At 68.5% G+C, this 13,603-nt stretch carries 14 protein-coding genes; 10 read left to right on the forward strand and 4 right to left on the reverse strand.

Features of this window, described 5'->3' with window-relative positions; all coding sequences use genetic code 11:
• The 7 genes from nadC to AB0I51_RS35740 all read left to right on the forward strand — a co-directional run bounded on the left by nadC (position 1) and on the right by AB0I51_RS35740 (position 4,639).
• Positions 1–978 carry a carboxylating nicotinate-nucleotide diphosphorylase gene (gene nadC, locus AB0I51_RS35710; RefSeq protein WP_362982475.1) on the forward strand — a complete coding sequence of 326 codons (978 nt, stop codon included), beginning with the start codon at positions 1–3 and terminating at the stop codon, positions 976–978.
• Positions 979–980: 2 nt separating this feature from the next.
• Positions 981–1,778: a type III pantothenate kinase gene (locus tag AB0I51_RS35715; protein WP_043685374.1), complete on the forward strand. Its 798-nt coding sequence runs from the start codon at positions 981–983 to the stop codon at positions 1,776–1,778.
• Positions 1,779–2,126: 348 nt separating this feature from the next.
• A complete protein-coding gene (locus AB0I51_RS35720) occupies positions 2,127–2,774 on the forward strand; it encodes a hypothetical protein (RefSeq protein WP_362982547.1) in 648 nt (215 codons plus the stop codon).
• 48 nt (positions 2,775–2,822) lie between these two features.
• Positions 2,823–3,002 carry a hypothetical protein gene (locus AB0I51_RS35725; RefSeq protein ID WP_359613949.1) on the forward strand — a complete coding sequence of 60 codons (180 nt, stop codon included), beginning with the start codon at positions 2,823–2,825 and terminating at the stop codon, positions 3,000–3,002.
• A 120-nt stretch (positions 3,003–3,122) separates the two neighbouring features.
• Positions 3,123–3,536, forward strand: a complete 414-nt coding sequence (locus AB0I51_RS35730) for a BlaI/MecI/CopY family transcriptional regulator (RefSeq protein WP_362982480.1) — start codon at positions 3,123–3,125, stop codon at positions 3,534–3,536.
• Positions 3,537–3,545: 9 nt separating this feature from the next.
• Entirely contained in the window at positions 3,546–4,079 is a 534-nt protein-coding gene (locus tag AB0I51_RS35735; RefSeq protein ID WP_200715432.1) for an amino-acid N-acetyltransferase, read from the forward strand.
• A 224-nt stretch (positions 4,080–4,303) separates the two neighbouring features.
• Positions 4,304–4,639: an Lsr2 family protein gene (locus AB0I51_RS35740; RefSeq protein ID WP_019075461.1), complete on the forward strand. Its 336-nt coding sequence runs from the start codon at positions 4,304–4,306 to the stop codon at positions 4,637–4,639.
• Here AB0I51_RS35740 and AB0I51_RS35745 read toward each other — a convergent pair.
• A complete protein-coding gene (locus tag AB0I51_RS35745; protein ID WP_362982482.1) occupies positions 4,618–5,277 on the reverse strand; it encodes an SCO3374 family protein in 660 nt (219 codons plus the stop codon). The two genes, AB0I51_RS35740 and AB0I51_RS35745, sit on opposite strands and share 22 nt — an antisense overlap.
• Positions 5,278–5,719: 442 nt before the next feature.
• Here AB0I51_RS35745 and AB0I51_RS35750 point away from each other — a divergent pair, with 442 nt between their 5' ends.
• Positions 5,720–8,245, forward strand: coding sequence for an ATP-dependent Clp protease ATP-binding subunit (locus AB0I51_RS35750; protein ID WP_362982484.1), 2,526 nt, complete (start codon positions 5,720–5,722; stop codon positions 8,243–8,245).
• A gap of 71 nt (positions 8,246–8,316) precedes the next feature.
• Here AB0I51_RS35750 and AB0I51_RS35755 read toward each other — a convergent pair whose 3' ends face one another.
• Both AB0I51_RS35755 and AB0I51_RS35760 read right to left on the reverse strand, forming a co-directional pair.
• Complete coding sequence (locus AB0I51_RS35755) at positions 8,317–9,276, reverse strand: hypothetical protein (RefSeq protein WP_362982486.1); 960 nt, start codon at positions 9,274–9,276, stop codon at positions 8,317–8,319.
• A 26-nt stretch (positions 9,277–9,302) separates the two neighbouring features.
• Positions 9,303–9,917 (reverse strand): HAD family acid phosphatase, encoded by a 615-nt coding sequence (locus AB0I51_RS35760; protein ID WP_362982488.1) that lies wholly within the window; start codon positions 9,915–9,917, stop codon positions 9,303–9,305.
• Between the two features lie 438 nt (positions 9,918–10,355).
• Here AB0I51_RS35760 and AB0I51_RS35765 point away from each other — a divergent pair, with 438 nt between their 5' ends.
• The gene (locus tag AB0I51_RS35765) at positions 10,356–10,937 is read left to right on the forward strand and encodes a M23 family metallopeptidase (protein ID WP_362982490.1); all 582 of its coding nucleotides are present in this window, start codon (positions 10,356–10,358) and stop codon (positions 10,935–10,937) included.
• Here AB0I51_RS35765 and AB0I51_RS35770 read toward each other — a convergent pair.
• Positions 10,934–11,542 carry a helix-turn-helix domain-containing protein gene (locus AB0I51_RS35770; RefSeq protein WP_362982492.1) on the reverse strand — a complete coding sequence of 203 codons (609 nt, stop codon included), beginning with the start codon at positions 11,540–11,542 and terminating at the stop codon, positions 10,934–10,936. The genes AB0I51_RS35765 and AB0I51_RS35770 overlap by 4 nt on opposite strands.
• Before the next feature lie 128 nt (positions 11,543–11,670).
• Between AB0I51_RS35770 and AB0I51_RS35775 the strand changes: the two genes are divergently transcribed.
• Complete coding sequence (locus tag AB0I51_RS35775; protein ID WP_362982494.1) at positions 11,671–13,257, forward strand: MDR family MFS transporter; 1,587 nt, start codon at positions 11,671–11,673, stop codon at positions 13,255–13,257.
• The last annotated feature ends 346 nt before the right edge of the window (positions 13,258–13,603 follow it).

A 13,603-nucleotide genomic window follows, 5' to 3' on the forward strand; every position in this document is an offset into this window, starting at 1 on the left:
GTGAGCACCGACGACCTTCCCCTCGCCGACAGCGGCGGCTGCGGCGACGGCTGTGCCTGTGGCGCGGGCGCCGACGCGGAGTACCTGGAGTGCGGTCTGGACCCCGCGCTCGCCGAGCTCCTGGCCGCCGCGGGTCTCGACCCCGTCGAGGTCGAGGACATCGCCAATGTCGCCGTCCAGGAGGACCTCGACGGCGGCGTCGACGTGACGACCGTGGCGACCATCCCCGAAGAGGCCGTCGCCACCGCCGACTTCACCGCGCGCGAGGCCGGTGTCGTGGCGGGCCTGAGGGTCGCCGAAGCGGTGGTCTCGGTGGTCTGCACCGACGAGTTCGAGGTCGAGCGGCATGCGGAGGACGGTGACCGTGTGGAGGCCGGGCAGAAGCTCCTGTCGGTCACCACGCGCACGCGTGACCTGCTGACCGCCGAGCGCAGCGCGCTCAACCTCCTGTGCCGCCTCTCCGGCATCGCGACCGCCACGCGCGCGTGGGCGGACGCCCTGGACGGCACGAGGACGAAGGTCCGCGACACCCGCAAGACGACACCGGGCCTGCGTTCCCTGGAGAAGTACGCGGTCCGCTGCGGCGGCGGCGTCAACCACCGCATGTCCCTCTCGGACGCGGCCCTCGTCAAGGACAACCACGTGGTCGCCGCGGGCGGTGTCGCCCAGGCCTTCAAGGCCGTACGGGAGGCCTTCCCGGAGGTGGCGATCGAGGTCGAGGTCGACACCCTGCACCAGCTCCGCGAGGTCCTGGACGCGGGCGCCGACCTGATCCTGCTGGACAACTTCACGCCCGGCGAGTGCGCGGAGGCCGTCGGCATCGTCCACGGCCGCGCCGCCCTGGAGGCCTCGGGACGGCTCACCCTGGACAACGCCAAGGCGTACGCCGACACCGGGGTGGACTACCTCGCCGTAGGAGCCCTGACCCACTCCGCGCCGATCCTGGACATCGGCCTCGACCTCCGTGAGGCGCAGTAGTCATGCTCCTCACGATCGACGTGGGCAACACGCACACCGTCCTCGGCCTGTTCGACGGCGAAGAGATCATCGAGCACTGGCGCATCTCCACCGACGCGCGCCGCACCGCCGACGAACTCGCCGTCCTCCTCCAGGGCCTCATGGGCATGCACCCGCTCCTCGGGGAGGAGCTGGGCGACGGCATCGACGGCATTGCGATCTGCGCCACCGTGCCGTCCGTCCTGCACGAACTGCGCGAGGTGACCCGCCGCTACTACGGAGACGTCCCCGCCGTCCTCGTCGAGCCGGGCGTCAAGACGGGCGTGCCGATCCTGACCGACAACCCCAAGGAGGTCGGCGCGGACCGCATCATCAACGCGGTCGCCGCGGTCGAGCTCTACGGCGGCCCCGCGATCGTCGTCGACTTCGGCACGGCGACCACGTTCGACGCGGTCTCCGCGCGCGGGGAGTACGTCGGCGGTGTCATCGCCCCCGGGATCGAGATCTCGGTCGAGGCGCTCGGTGTCAAGGGCGCCCAGCTGCGCAAGATCGAGGTGGCCCGGCCGCGCAGCGTGATCGGCAAGAACACCGTCGAGGCGATGCAGTCGGGCATCGTCTACGGGTTCGCCGGCCAGGTCGACGGAGTCGTCACCCGGATGGCCAAGGAGCTGGCCGACGACCCGGAGGACGTGACGGTCATCGCGACCGGAGGCCTCGCCCCGATGGTCCTGGGCGAGGCCTCCGTGATCGACGAGCACGAGCCCTGGCTGACGCTGATCGGCCTGCGGCTGGTCTACGAGCGGAACGTGTCGCGGATGTGACGAGGTGCCCCGTGCCGGGACGGGACCTCCTGGGCGCGGGGCGGCGCCCCGGCCCGGCCGGGGGTACCCAGACGCGTCCGCAAGGTGTCGTCCGGCGTCGGTCCCGGCGCGAACGGGGTTGCTCCGCGCCCATGAGGTGCCGCCGCCGCGCGCCCGGGGAGTGCCGCCGCCCGACGGCTGCGGCCGAGCCGTGGCACCGGCCACGCCGGGGCTGCCGGGTGCGCGCAGAAGCAGCCGCTGCCCGCCGCGGGCGGAAACCTCCGCGCCACACCCGCCCCGTTATGTCGAATTTGTCTGATTAGCGCGTATCGTCGCCGCATGCCCACGCCATACGGATCCCGCGGCGGCATGGCGTTCGGTGCGGAGGAGCTGCGTGTGCTCCGTCGCGCCCTCGCTCTCGCCCTCCAGCCCCGAACCGCCTCCGCCGAGGACGTCAAGGACTGTCTCCGGCTCGCCGAATCCCTCGACGAAGCGGTACGCGAGGGGGTCCGGCTGCGCGCCTTCCTGGTCGCCGACCTCGCCCGGTACCGCGCCGCCCTGCCCGGCACCACCGCCGGCTACCTCACGCTGCTGGAGGAGGCGCTCGGCGCCGGGTACCGCCCGGACGTCGACGACCTCTCCGCGCTGCGTGCGCTGCGCGGAAACCCGGCCGCCGCAGCCCTCCTCGACCGCTGCCTCACGCTCGCCGAACAGGACGTACGCGCGCGCCTGGCCCGCCGTACGACCGCCCGCCCCGCCCCGGCCGTTCCCGCGTCCCGCACCCGCCTCCTGGCGCTCCCAGGAGGCCGCTCGGGCGACGTTTCCGCGACCGTCGGGGAACTGGCCGGGGAGGACGCCAAGGAGCCCGTACGCAAGCCCGTGGAGCGGCCGGCGCCCTCACCCGCGCCCGCCGCCCCGAAGCCGTCGCGGCCGATCCCCACCCCGGGCGAGGTCTTCCCCCGGCGCAAACCGGCGCCACCCCCCGCGAACCCGCCGCAGCAGCTCGCCGCCGGCTGAACCGACCCCGCCCCGTCCGCTCCCGGGCCCGTGGCTACTCTGGAGGGCATGGACTATGTCTCCGCGCTCGTGCCCCCGGTCGTCATGGCCGTGTTCTTCATCGGACTGATCCGGGTCATCGTGAAGACCCAGGGCGGGGCCATGAAGGCCAAGGAGGACGCGGCCGTCGACGCCGCCATCGCGCGCGCGGAGGGCGCCCGCCAGGCATCCTCGACCACCGAAGCCTGACCGCCCGCCTTTCGGCGGCGCCTTCAAGGGCGTACGACTCCCGCACGCGTGGGCGTGCTTTCCGAGTCGTACGCCCTTTTTGTGCCTTTTCCACTATGGTTCTGAGCTGTGCCTCGCCCATTGGGAGAACTCGAAGACTCGGTCATGACGCGGGTGTGGAAGTGGAACCGCCCGGTGACCGTTCGAGAAGTCCTGGAAGACCTTCAGCAGGAACGGTCGATCGCGTACACCACGGTGATGACCGTTTTGGACAATCTCCATCAGAAGGGCTGGGTGCGTCGCGAGGCGGAAGGCCGGGCGTATCGATATGAGGCCGTCTCCACACGGGCCGCCTACTCCGCTGCCCTGATGAACGACGCCTGGTCCCAGAGCGACAACCCCGCGGCCGCTCTCGTCGCCTTCTTCGGGATGATGAGCGACGAACAGCGTGAGGCCCTCCGCAGCGCCGTACGCATCGTCCAGGGACCGGAAACACCCGAACCCGCGGATGGCGTCGAGAACCCCGGCTCCCCGTCCTCCGGCGGCGGGCGATAGCGTCCGCTCATGTCAGCAGAGCACCCAGAAGTCACCGCGAAAGCCATCACCGTCCGGCGGGCCCGGACCGGGGATGTCCCGGCGGTGCGCCGACTCCTTGACGCCTACGTTCGAGGTCGCATCCTGCTCGACAAAGCGACCGTGACTCTTTACGAGGACATACAGGAGTTCTGGGTCGCCGAACGCGACGACAACGCCGAGGTCGTCGGCTGCGGCGCACTGCACGTCATGTGGGAAGACCTCGCGGAAGTCCGCACTCTCGCAGTGAAGCCCGGGTTGAAGGGCGCCGGTGTAGGTCATCAGTTGCTGGAGAAGTTGCTGCACACGGCCCGTTGGCTAGGTGTTCGTCGCGTTTTCTGTCTCACCTTCGAAGTGGACTTCTTCTCCAAGCACGGCTTCGTGGAGATCGGTGAGACACCCGTCGACACCGATGTCTACGCGGAGCTGTTGCGTTCCTATGACGAGGGCGTGGCGGAGTTCCTGGGTCTCGAACGAGTGAAACCGAACACCTTGGGCAACAGCCGGATGCTTCTGCATCTGTGATCGCTGCGCTCAATTCGGCCCGGACGCCCTGCCCAGGTTCCCTATGTCCGAAACGCGCATCTTTCCGGACCGGGGAGGTCGCTCGGTCTCTCCCAGGGGTTTGTGTTTTTCCAGCAAAAGCGGTTTGCTTTCCGACGTACTGCAGTACTGCATATAACAGGGGACGGCGAAACGGCGGACGCCGCAGACCCCAGGCCCGCAAGTTATCGATGAAAGGAAATCCGGTGGCACAGAAGGTTCAGGTCCTTCTTGTCGACGACCTCGACGGCGGCGAGGCGGACGAGACGGTGACGTTCGCACTGGACGGCAAGACGTACGAGATCGATCTCACCACCGCGAATGCGGACAAGCTCCGTGGTCTTCTCGACGCTTACGTGAAGGGCGGACGCCGTACCGGTGGCCGTGCTTCGGGTGGCCGTGGAAAGGCGCGCGCCGCTACCGGTGGCAGCCAGGACACCGCGCAGATCCGCGCGTGGGCCAAGGAGAACGGCTACGAGGTCAACGACCGCGGCCGTGTTCCGGCGTCCATTCGCGAGGCCTACGAGAAGGCGAACGGCTGAGCGCACGAGCGCCGCAGCCGGACCCGGTGGCACTGTGTGGCCACCGTGTCCACCAGTCGTACGAGATCAGGGGCGCCCCCAACGCCCCCCACGGCCGACAGTGTCGGCAGCGAGGCCTCGACCTCGCAGCCCGGCTCGGGGGGCCGCAGCCATACGGCGGCCCCCTGCGCGGGACCCGGGAGACCCGCGGGAAGCGGCTGCCCAGGGTGCCCCTTCGCGGGCCCCGCGCCAGAGAGCGGTGGCACTTTTACGGGCCCCGCCCCGGGGACCGGCGGCGCCTCCATGTGCCCGCCCTCGCCGAGCGCCACCAGATCCAGCGCCGGCGCCAGCGCGCCCCACTCCAGCCAGTCCAGCAGCCCGGGCAGCTCCTCCGCGCTGCCCGCGGCCACCAGCAGCCGCATCCGGTCGCCCCGTACGGCCACCGGAGAGTCGGGCCCCAGCCGCCACAGCGCCGCGACACCGGCCTCGACCGGCACGTCCAGGACGTCGAACCGCAGCCCCGTGACGAGCCGGAGCGGCTCTCCGGGCACCGTCCGCCACCCGAGTTCGTTCTCGTACCAGTACCGCCGCCGGTCGTCCGGATCGAGCGGGCGACGGGGGGAGGGGACCGTGGTGACCGGGGGAACTGTGCCAACCATGCCAAGTGCAACCGTCGAACCGACCCCGGGGTTACGCTGGGTGGCCAGGTGATTGCGCAGGGTGCCGGGAAAAGGGGCGTTCGGGGGTGTCGGACCGCGCAAGGTTGTTCGCCCGTAGCGGAGGGAACCGGTGCGCTCGGCATGGAGTGTCAGTCCGTACGGGTAAGACAATCCCTAGTGGGAGGGGGCGACACGCAGAAAAGGGCGTCTCACGTTCGCCATCGGCGTACTCATGGTGAGGGTAACTGCCTGGCCTGCGGGAACATCGTCTCGCACCATCAGGTTGGAGCAGATGTCGGCGTTCGGGTTCAGGAGGCAGTGTTGGTTCTCGGTCCGGTGTCGGCAGTTGGAATGAGCGGTCCCCGCTTGCGGGACTAAGCTGCGGAAGGACAGGGAGGGGAGCGTCCCCTTACTGCCTGACCGCTCTGAGGAGCGATTAACGATGTTCGAGAGGTTCACCGACCGCGCGCGGCGGGTTGTCGTCCTGGCTCAGGAAGAAGCCCGGATGCTCAACCACAACTACATCGGCACCGAGCACATCCTCCTGGGTCTCATCCACGAGGGTGAGGGTGTCGCCGCAAAGGCCCTGGAGAGCCTCGGCATTTCGCTTGAGGCGGTCCGCCAGCAGGTTGAGGAGATCATCGGACAGGGCCAGCAGGCGCCGTCCGGTCACATCCCCTTCACTCCCCGTGCCAAGAAGGTCCTGGAGCTGTCGCTCCGCGAGGCTCTTCAGCTGGGCCACAACTACATCGGCACGGAGCACATCCTGCTCGGCCTGATCCGTGAGGGCGAGGGCGTCGCCGCCCAGGTCCTGGTCAAGCTGGGCGCTGATCTCAACCGTGTGCGGCAGCAGGTGATCCAGCTGCTCTCCGGTTACCAGGGCAAGGAGACCGCCACCGCCGGCGGCCCTGCGGAGGGCACCCCCTCGACGTCCCTGGTCCTCGACCAGTTCGGCCGGAACCTCACCCAGGCCGCTCGTGAGTCCAAGCTCGACCCGGTCATCGGGCGCGAGAAGGAGATCGAGCGGGTCATGCAGGTGCTGTCCCGCCGTACGAAGAACAACCCGGTCCTGATCGGTGAGCCCGGCGTCGGCAAGACCGCCGTCGTCGAGGGCCTCGCCCAGGCCATCGTCAAGGGCGAGGTGCCCGAGACCCTCAAGGACAAGCACCTCTACACCCTGGACCTCGGCGCGCTGGTCGCCGGCTCCCGCTACCGCGGTGACTTCGAGGAGCGCCTGAAGAAGGTCCTCAAGGAGATCCGCACCCGCGGCGACATCATCCTGTTCATCGACGAGCTGCACACGCTGGTCGGTGCGGGTGCCGCCGAGGGCGCCATCGACGCCGCTTCGATCCTGAAGCCGATGCTGGCCCGCGGTGAGCTCCAGACCATCGGCGCCACCACCCTGGACGAGTACCGCAAGCACCTGGAGAAGGACGCGGCCCTCGAGCGCCGCTTCCAGCCCATCCAGGTCGCGGAGCCGTCCCTGCCGCACACCATCGAGATCCTCAAGGGTCTGCGCGACCGCTACGAGGCCCACCACCGTGTCTCCATCACGGACGAGGCGCTCGTGCAGGCCGCCACGCTGGCCGACCGGTACATCTCGGACCGCTTCCTGCCGGACAAGGCGATCGACCTGATCGACGAGGCCGGTTCCCGGATGCGCATCCGCCGGATGACCGCGCCGCCGGACCTGCGCGAGTTCGACGAGAAGATCGCCGGCGTCCGCCGCGACAAGGAGTCCGCGATCGACTCGCAGGACTTCGAGAAGGCCGCCTCCCTCCGCGACAAGGAGAAGCAGCTCCTGGCCGCCAAGGCCAAGCGGGAGAAGGAGTGGAAGGCCGGCGACATGGACGTCGTCGCCGAGGTCGACGGCGAGCTGATCGCCGAGGTCCTCGCGACCGCCACCGGCATCCCGGTCTTCAAGCTGACCGAGGAGGAGTCCTCGCGTCTGCTGCGCATGGAGGACGAGCTCCACAAGCGGGTCATCGGCCAGAAGGACGCCGTCAAGGCGCTCTCGAAGGCGATCCGTCGTACGCGTGCGGGCCTCAAGGACCCGAAGCGTCCCGGTGGTTCGTTCATCTTCGCGGGCCCGTCCGGTGTCGGTAAGACGGAGCTGTCGAAGGCTCTGGCGGAGTTCCTCTTCGGTGACGAGGACGCGCTGATCTCCCTCGACATGTCGGAGTTCAGCGAGAAGCACACGGTCTCGCGTCTCTTCGGTTCGCCCCCCGGATACGTGGGCTACGAAGAGGGCGGCCAGCTGACGGAGAAGGTCCGCCGCAAGCCGTTCTCGGTCGTCCTCTTCGACGAGGTCGAGAAGGCCCACCCGGACATCTTCAACTCGCTGCTGCAGATCCTGGAGGACGGTCGCCTGACCGACTCCCAGGGCCGGGTCGTGGACTTCAAGAACACGGTCATCATCATGACGACCAACCTCGGCACGCGGGACATCTCCAAGGGCTTCAACCTGGGCTTCGCGGCCACGGGTGACACGAAGTCCAACTACGAGCGCATGAAGAACAAGGTCTCGGACGAGCTCAAGCAGCACTTCCGCCCCGAGTTCCTCAACCGCGTGGACGACGTCGTCGTCTTCCCGCAGCTCACCCAGGAGGACATCCTCCAGATCGTCGACCTGATGATCGGCAAGGTGGACGAGCGCCTCAAGGACCGGGACATGGGCATCGAGCTCTCCCCGGCCGCCAAGGAGCTCCTCTCCAAGAAGGGCTACGACCCGGTGCTGGGCGCGCGTCCCCTGCGTCGCACGATCCAGCGCGAGATCGAGGACACGCTCTCCGAGAAGATCCTCTTCGGCGAGCTGCGCCCCGGTCACATCGTGGTCGTCGACACGGAGGGCGAGGGCGAGGCCAAGACCTTCACCTTCCGGGGTGAGGAGAAGTCGGCACTCCCGGATGTCCCGCCGATCGAGCAGGCGGCCGGCGGGGCCGGTCCGAATTTGAGCAAGGAGGCGTAAGGCTCCAGGGCTTTACGGCTGGGAAAGGGGTCGGTGCCTTTTGGGCACCGGCCCCTTTGTCGTGCGTGGGGTCAGCCCAGGTCGTCGCCGATGTCGGCATCGGGGAAATGCCTCGTGTATTCGGTGAGGTCGAGGGTCACTCCGTATGCCTTCACGGTCACTTTGCGCACGCTCGGCAACCGGGCGGCCAGCGTGGCCAGGGAGTGCCCCCTGATGTTGCCGGGGATCCGCAGCTCCGCCACGGCGGGGAGCTCCGGCATGACGTCGAGGGCGTACGTCGAAACCGAGAAGGGGGCGTACATGACCAGGGCCCTCAGGGCCGGAAGGGCTGCCACCTGCTGCCAGTCGGCCGCAGTGAGGGGGTCGTCGGGGGCGGCCAGGCAGAGGGTGGCGAGTCCCGAGACATGAGGGCAACGCTGGAGCCAGAGGCTCTTCAGCGAGGAGAAGACCAGTAGCCGGCTCAGGTCCCCCACGCTGTCGTTCGCTTCCAGGCTCAGGGTTTCGACCCGGCCGGGGTCGAGGGCGCGGACCATATCGGGGACCGGTACCGACCCGATGAAGGACACCTTGTGCCAGGGGCGCATGAGGGACAGGGTCGCCCGTTGCTCGGGAGTCTCGCAGGTGATGTGGAGATCGTCGCGGTCCAGGTGGTCGAGTACCTCTGTCGCGTAGCGCTCGCTGTCGAACCGACCCCAGGTGCCTACGAGTTGACGCCGCACGCGCAGGGACGGATGGTCTCGGAACCGGAGCAGTACCGCCAGCGCACCCTCGGGTTCCTCCGCCCCCAGGAGGGACGCGGTCACCGTGACACCCCACGCGTCGCTGTCGCTCAGCCCCTCCGGCCCGGGCAGCAGTTCCAGAACCAGCGGCCCCGCCTTCACCAGCTCACGCGCCTCTTCCGGAGACCGCGGGGGAATCAGCTCGGCCGCCCGCCGCTCCACCTCGGCCCGGACCGCGGGATCCAGCGCCGCCGCGTGCTCCAGGCAGGCCAGCGCCAGCAGTGTCAGCCGGGGAATGTTCCGGGCCAGCAACCGCCCCAGCAGAGACGCCCGTTCCGTTACGACAACTGGCCGTCGTAGTCCGGCAGTTTGAAGGTCTTCTCGGCGTGGCCGCCGGACAGGTCGGTGGCGCTGTTGCCGATGTTCGCGATGATCGTGTAGCCCTTGGACTCGATGTCGGCGCGCTGGGCGGTCTTGTAGGCGGCGACGTCCTTGAAGAGGTCGAAGAGGCCGCGGACGTAGAGGCCGTCGACGTCGTAGCCGTCGTGTTCGAGGTTGTACTCGGTCGGCAGGTAGATGATGCCGGGGCGGGCCGTGACGAAGAACAGTGAAACGCCGTGCTCCTGGGCGTACTTGGCGACCGCGAGTACCGGCTTGTTGGCCGGCTGCGGCCAGCTGAAGCCGAAGTCGGTCTCCAGGGTGGTGTTGTCTATGTCGAAGACGATCGCCTGCTTCTCACCGGGCTTGGTCGCCGTGATGCGCTGCTTCAGGTAGGGCAGGGCCTGGTTCATGACCGTCTGGCAGTCCGTCTGCCAGGTCGCGTAGTCCACCGTGGCGGCCGCGGTGGTCGTGCTCGCCGTCGCGGCCTCTGCGGGGACGGTCAGCGCCGCGAGGGCGATCGCGGTCACGGCGACGGTGGCGGTACGGCGGGCCCAGGGGCGTCGTCTCGTCATGGGGGTGGGGGTTCCTCTCACGTCTGCCGGTGCGGAAGGCACATGATCGTGGGCGGGAGTGGCGGGAGGGGAACCATAAGGTTACTGAACGGTAGGTGCATAGAGGTCTGCGCCACATTCCCGCGGTCGGCGATCGCCTCGCCCGGTGACAAGCCGCACAGGCGATTCGGCCCCTACTAGGGCGGGTAGTCGTAAGCCTCGTTCGGGGCAAAAAGGACTTATCACTTGGAGTCGAAAGGGAGGTTTTGCCGTCAGGGGGGCGGTTTATGGCTAACGAGTGCTCTGTCAAGGAGTCGGAAGTTTTGCGGTGAAGTACTAGCTTCCGTCGTAGAAGAGCTGTTTGGGGGGCCGTGGGGGCTCGGGTTACCAATGGACGTGCCATCCGGCGGCCGCTTGTGTGCCGGGTGGTCTTTCTGTCCCCGTCCCCGTGAGGTTTCGATGTTCCAGCGCTCCACGTCCCGCTCTTCCCGTACGACTCCGCTCCGCACCCGGGTGGCCGTCCTGGCCGTCGGGCTGGGAGCCACCGCCGTGCTGGGCACCGGGGTCGCGAGCGCCGCCACCGTGGGCGTGGCGCCGAAGGCGGTCAGTGCGAAGACCGCCGCCTCCTGGGTCGACCCGGTGAAGAAGTACACGCTCTCCGCGAGCTTCGCCCAGGCCGGCAGCATGTGGCAGTCCACCCACAGCGGGCAGGACTTCGCCGTGGCCAGCGGCACCAACGTCGTCGCCGCGCACGGCGGGACCGTCGTCAAGGCCGGCGGCAACGGCGCGGGCGACGGTGCCGCGTACGGCAACGCCATCGTCATCAAGCACGGCAACGGCACCTACTCGCAGTACGCCCACCTCTCGCGCATCGACGTGAAGGTCGGCCAGGTCGTCAGCACCGGCCAGCACATCGCCCTGTCCGGCAACACCGGCAACTCCAGCGGCCCCCACCTGCACTTCGAGATCCGTACGACCGCCAACTACGGCTCGGCCATAGACCCGGTCGCGTTCCTGCGTGGCAAGGGCGTGACCGTCTAGGACCCGCCCCCGGCGGGCTTCGTGCCCGCGTGGGCCTGGGTGATCATGCCGGTGGCGACCTCCAGGACGGCCCTGCGCTTGTCCTCGGGGTCGCCTTCGAGGTCCTGTACGGCGAACATGCCGGCGTGCAGCGTGAAGATCGCGCTGAGCGAGCGGACCTGGTCGACCAGGGAGGCGTCCGGGTCGATGACGATCTCCCGCAGGCCGCGCATACGGTCCTTGAAGCGCTCGCCGATGCGCAGGTCCCGTACCTGTGCCTGGTTCTCCTGCATGAAGCGGAACAGCGGGGTCGCGCCGTCGAGCGCGTCGGCGTAGCGCCGTACGATCTCCCGCTTGGTCTCCAGGGTGTGCGGCTGGTCGCGGCCCCACTCGATCAGGTCCTCGATCGGCTTCGTGAGGTCCTCGAAGATGCTGACCAGGATCTCTTCCTTGGTCTTGAAGTGGTAGTAGAGCGCTGCCTTCGTGACGTCCAGATGCTCGGCGATCTCGCGCAGCGAGGTCTTCTCGTAGCCCTGCTCGGCGAAGAGTTCGAGCGCGACGTCCTGGATGCGCTGGCGGGTGTCTCCGCGACGTTGCCGCTTGATGCCGTCCATGGTGTCGCCCATCCGTTTCATGCTCCAGCAAACTTACTTGACGCCCGGCTAGTTGCGGGTCTACTTTCCCTGAGTGTAGTCAACTAGCCGGGCGGCAAGTAAGTAGCCGGACGGTGGCGGTACTTAGGGGAGTGGGAAAGATGGCGGACACGCAGACGGTCGACACCGGGCCGGAGGAAACCGAGAAACAGCCCAGGAGCGTGCGGGTCGTCCTGCTCGCCCTGATGATCACCATGATGCTCGCGATGCTCGACAACATGATCGTGGGTACGGCTATGCCGACGATCGTCGGTGAGCTGGGCGGGCTCGAGCATCTGTCGTGGGTCGTCACGGCCTACACGCTCGCCACCGCCAGTTCGACTCCCCTGTGGGGCAAGCTCGGCGACATGTACGGGCGCAAGGGCGCCTTCATGACGTCGATCGTGATCTTCCTGGTCGGTTCCGCGCTCAGCGGCATGGCGCAGAACATGGGCCAGCTGATCGGCTTCCGGGCCATCCAGGGTCTCGGTGCCGGCGGTCTGATGGTCGGCGTCATGGCGATCATCGGCGACCTCATCCCGCCGCGTGAGCGGGGCAAGTACCAGGGCATGATGGCCGGCGTCATGGCGCTCGCGATGATCGGCGGACCGCTGGTCGGCGGCACCATCACCGACAACTGGGGCTGGCGCTGGTCCTTCTACATCAACCTCCCGCTCGGCGTCATCGCGCTCACCGCGATCAGCGCCGTACTGCACCTGCCGAAGAAGCGCTCGCAGGCGCGCATCGACTACCTCGGTGCCGGGCTGCTCACCGTCGGCATCACCTCCATCGTGCTCGTCACCACGTGGGGCGGTTCGCAGTACGCCTGGACCTCCGTGCGGATCATGGAGCTGATCGCGCTCGGTGTGGCCGCGCTCGTCGGGTTCGTGTTCTGGCAGACCAAGGCCGTCGAGCCGGTCGTACCGCTGCACATCTTCCGCAGCCGCAACTTCAGCCTGATGGCGGTCATCGGCTTCATCACCGGCTTCGTGATGTTCGGCGCCACCCTGTTCCTGCCGCTGTACCAGCAGTCCGTTCAGGGCGCGTCCGCGACCAACTCCGGTCTGCTGCTCCTGCCGATGCTCGGCGCGATGCTCGTGACCTCCATGGTCGCGGGACGGGTGACCACCAACACCGGCAGGTACAAGGTGTTCCCGGTCGCCGGCAGCATCCTGATGGGCGTCGGCCTGTACCTGCTCTCCACGATGGACGTCGACACGACCCGGTTCATGTCCGGTGTGTACATGGCCGTCGTCGGTCTCGGCATGGGCTGTCTGATGCAGATCACCATGCTGGTCGCGCAGAACAGCGTCGAGATGAAGGACATGGGTGTCGCGTCCTCCACGAGCACGCTGTCCCGGACGCTCGGTTCCTCGTTCGGTGTCGCCATCATGGGCGCGCTGTTCAACAACCGGGTCCAGGACGTCATGAGCCAGAAGGCCGGGGCGTTGGGGGCCAAGGTGACCGAGCAGTCCGCGCAGCTGGACGCGAAGAGTCTGGCGAAGCTGCCGGCGGTGGCGCGTGAGGCATACCAGCACGCGGTGTCGGCCGGTATCCACTCCGCGTTCCTGCTGGGGGCCGTGGTGACGGTGCTGGCGCTGGTGGCGGCGGTGTTCGTGAAGGAGGTTCCGCTGAAGGGCGCGGGGCCGAAGGCCGAGGGGTCGGGCGAGGGCGTGGCGGAGAAGCTGCCGATCGTCGAGGCCGTCTGATTCGCCGGCAGTGAGCTGAAGGTCCCCCCGGTCGGTGTCCGCCCCGGGGGGCCTTCTTCTTGGTTTCTCGTTGTTTTCCCGCCCCCGCCGCCCCTGCCCGTCCGTCACTGGGGGCTGCCGCCCCCAGGTCCCTGCTTCGGCTTGGACGGCCTCGTCCTCCAACGCCGGACGGGCTGGAGGTGTCGGCCGGGGGCGACAGTTCCCGAACGGCCGGGCGGGTTGGTGAGTGCGGCCGGTGCACAAGTGCCGGACGGGCTGATGGATGCCGGCCTGCGTCGCCAAGTCCCGGAGCGGCTGAGTGCGGTTGGCCGGGGCCGTTGTCAGTGGGCCGTGTCACCATCGGGCG

Origin of the sequence: Streptomyces sp. NPDC050549, from assembly GCF_040655035.1 — a bacterium.
Classification (GTDB): domain Bacteria; phylum Actinomycetota; class Actinomycetes; order Streptomycetales; family Streptomycetaceae; genus Streptomyces.

Bases quoted from the DNA above. Each gene is read 5' to 3' on its own strand.
- AB0I51_RS35715 (WP_043685374.1), top strand. From the start codon at position 981: ATGCTCCTCACGATCGACGTGGGCAACACGCACACCGTCCTCGGCCTG.
- AB0I51_RS35720 (WP_362982547.1), top strand. From the start codon at position 2,127: ATGGCGTTCGGTGCGGAGGAGCTGCGTGTGCTCCGTCGCGCCCTCGCT.
- AB0I51_RS35725 (WP_359613949.1), top strand. From the start codon at position 2,823: ATGGACTATGTCTCCGCGCTCGTGCCCCCGGTCGTCATGGCCGTGTTC.
- AB0I51_RS35735 (WP_200715432.1), top strand. From the start codon at position 3,546: ATGTCAGCAGAGCACCCAGAAGTCACCGCGAAAGCCATCACCGTCCGG.
- AB0I51_RS35745 (WP_362982482.1), bottom strand. From the start codon at position 5,277: ATGGTTGGCACAGTTCCCCCGGTCACCACGGTCCCCTCCCCCCGTCGC.
- AB0I51_RS35750 (WP_362982484.1), top strand. From the start codon at position 5,720: ATGTTCGAGAGGTTCACCGACCGCGCGCGGCGGGTTGTCGTCCTGGCT.
- AB0I51_RS35760 (WP_362982488.1), bottom strand. From the start codon at position 9,917: ATGACGAGACGACGCCCCTGGGCCCGCCGTACCGCCACCGTCGCCGTG.
- AB0I51_RS35765 (WP_362982490.1), top strand. From the start codon at position 10,356: ATGTTCCAGCGCTCCACGTCCCGCTCTTCCCGTACGACTCCGCTCCGC.
- AB0I51_RS35770 (WP_362982492.1), bottom strand. From the start codon at position 11,542: ATGGGCGACACCATGGACGGCATCAAGCGGCAACGTCGCGGAGACACC.
- AB0I51_RS35775 (WP_362982494.1), top strand. From the start codon at position 11,671: ATGGCGGACACGCAGACGGTCGACACCGGGCCGGAGGAAACCGAGAAA.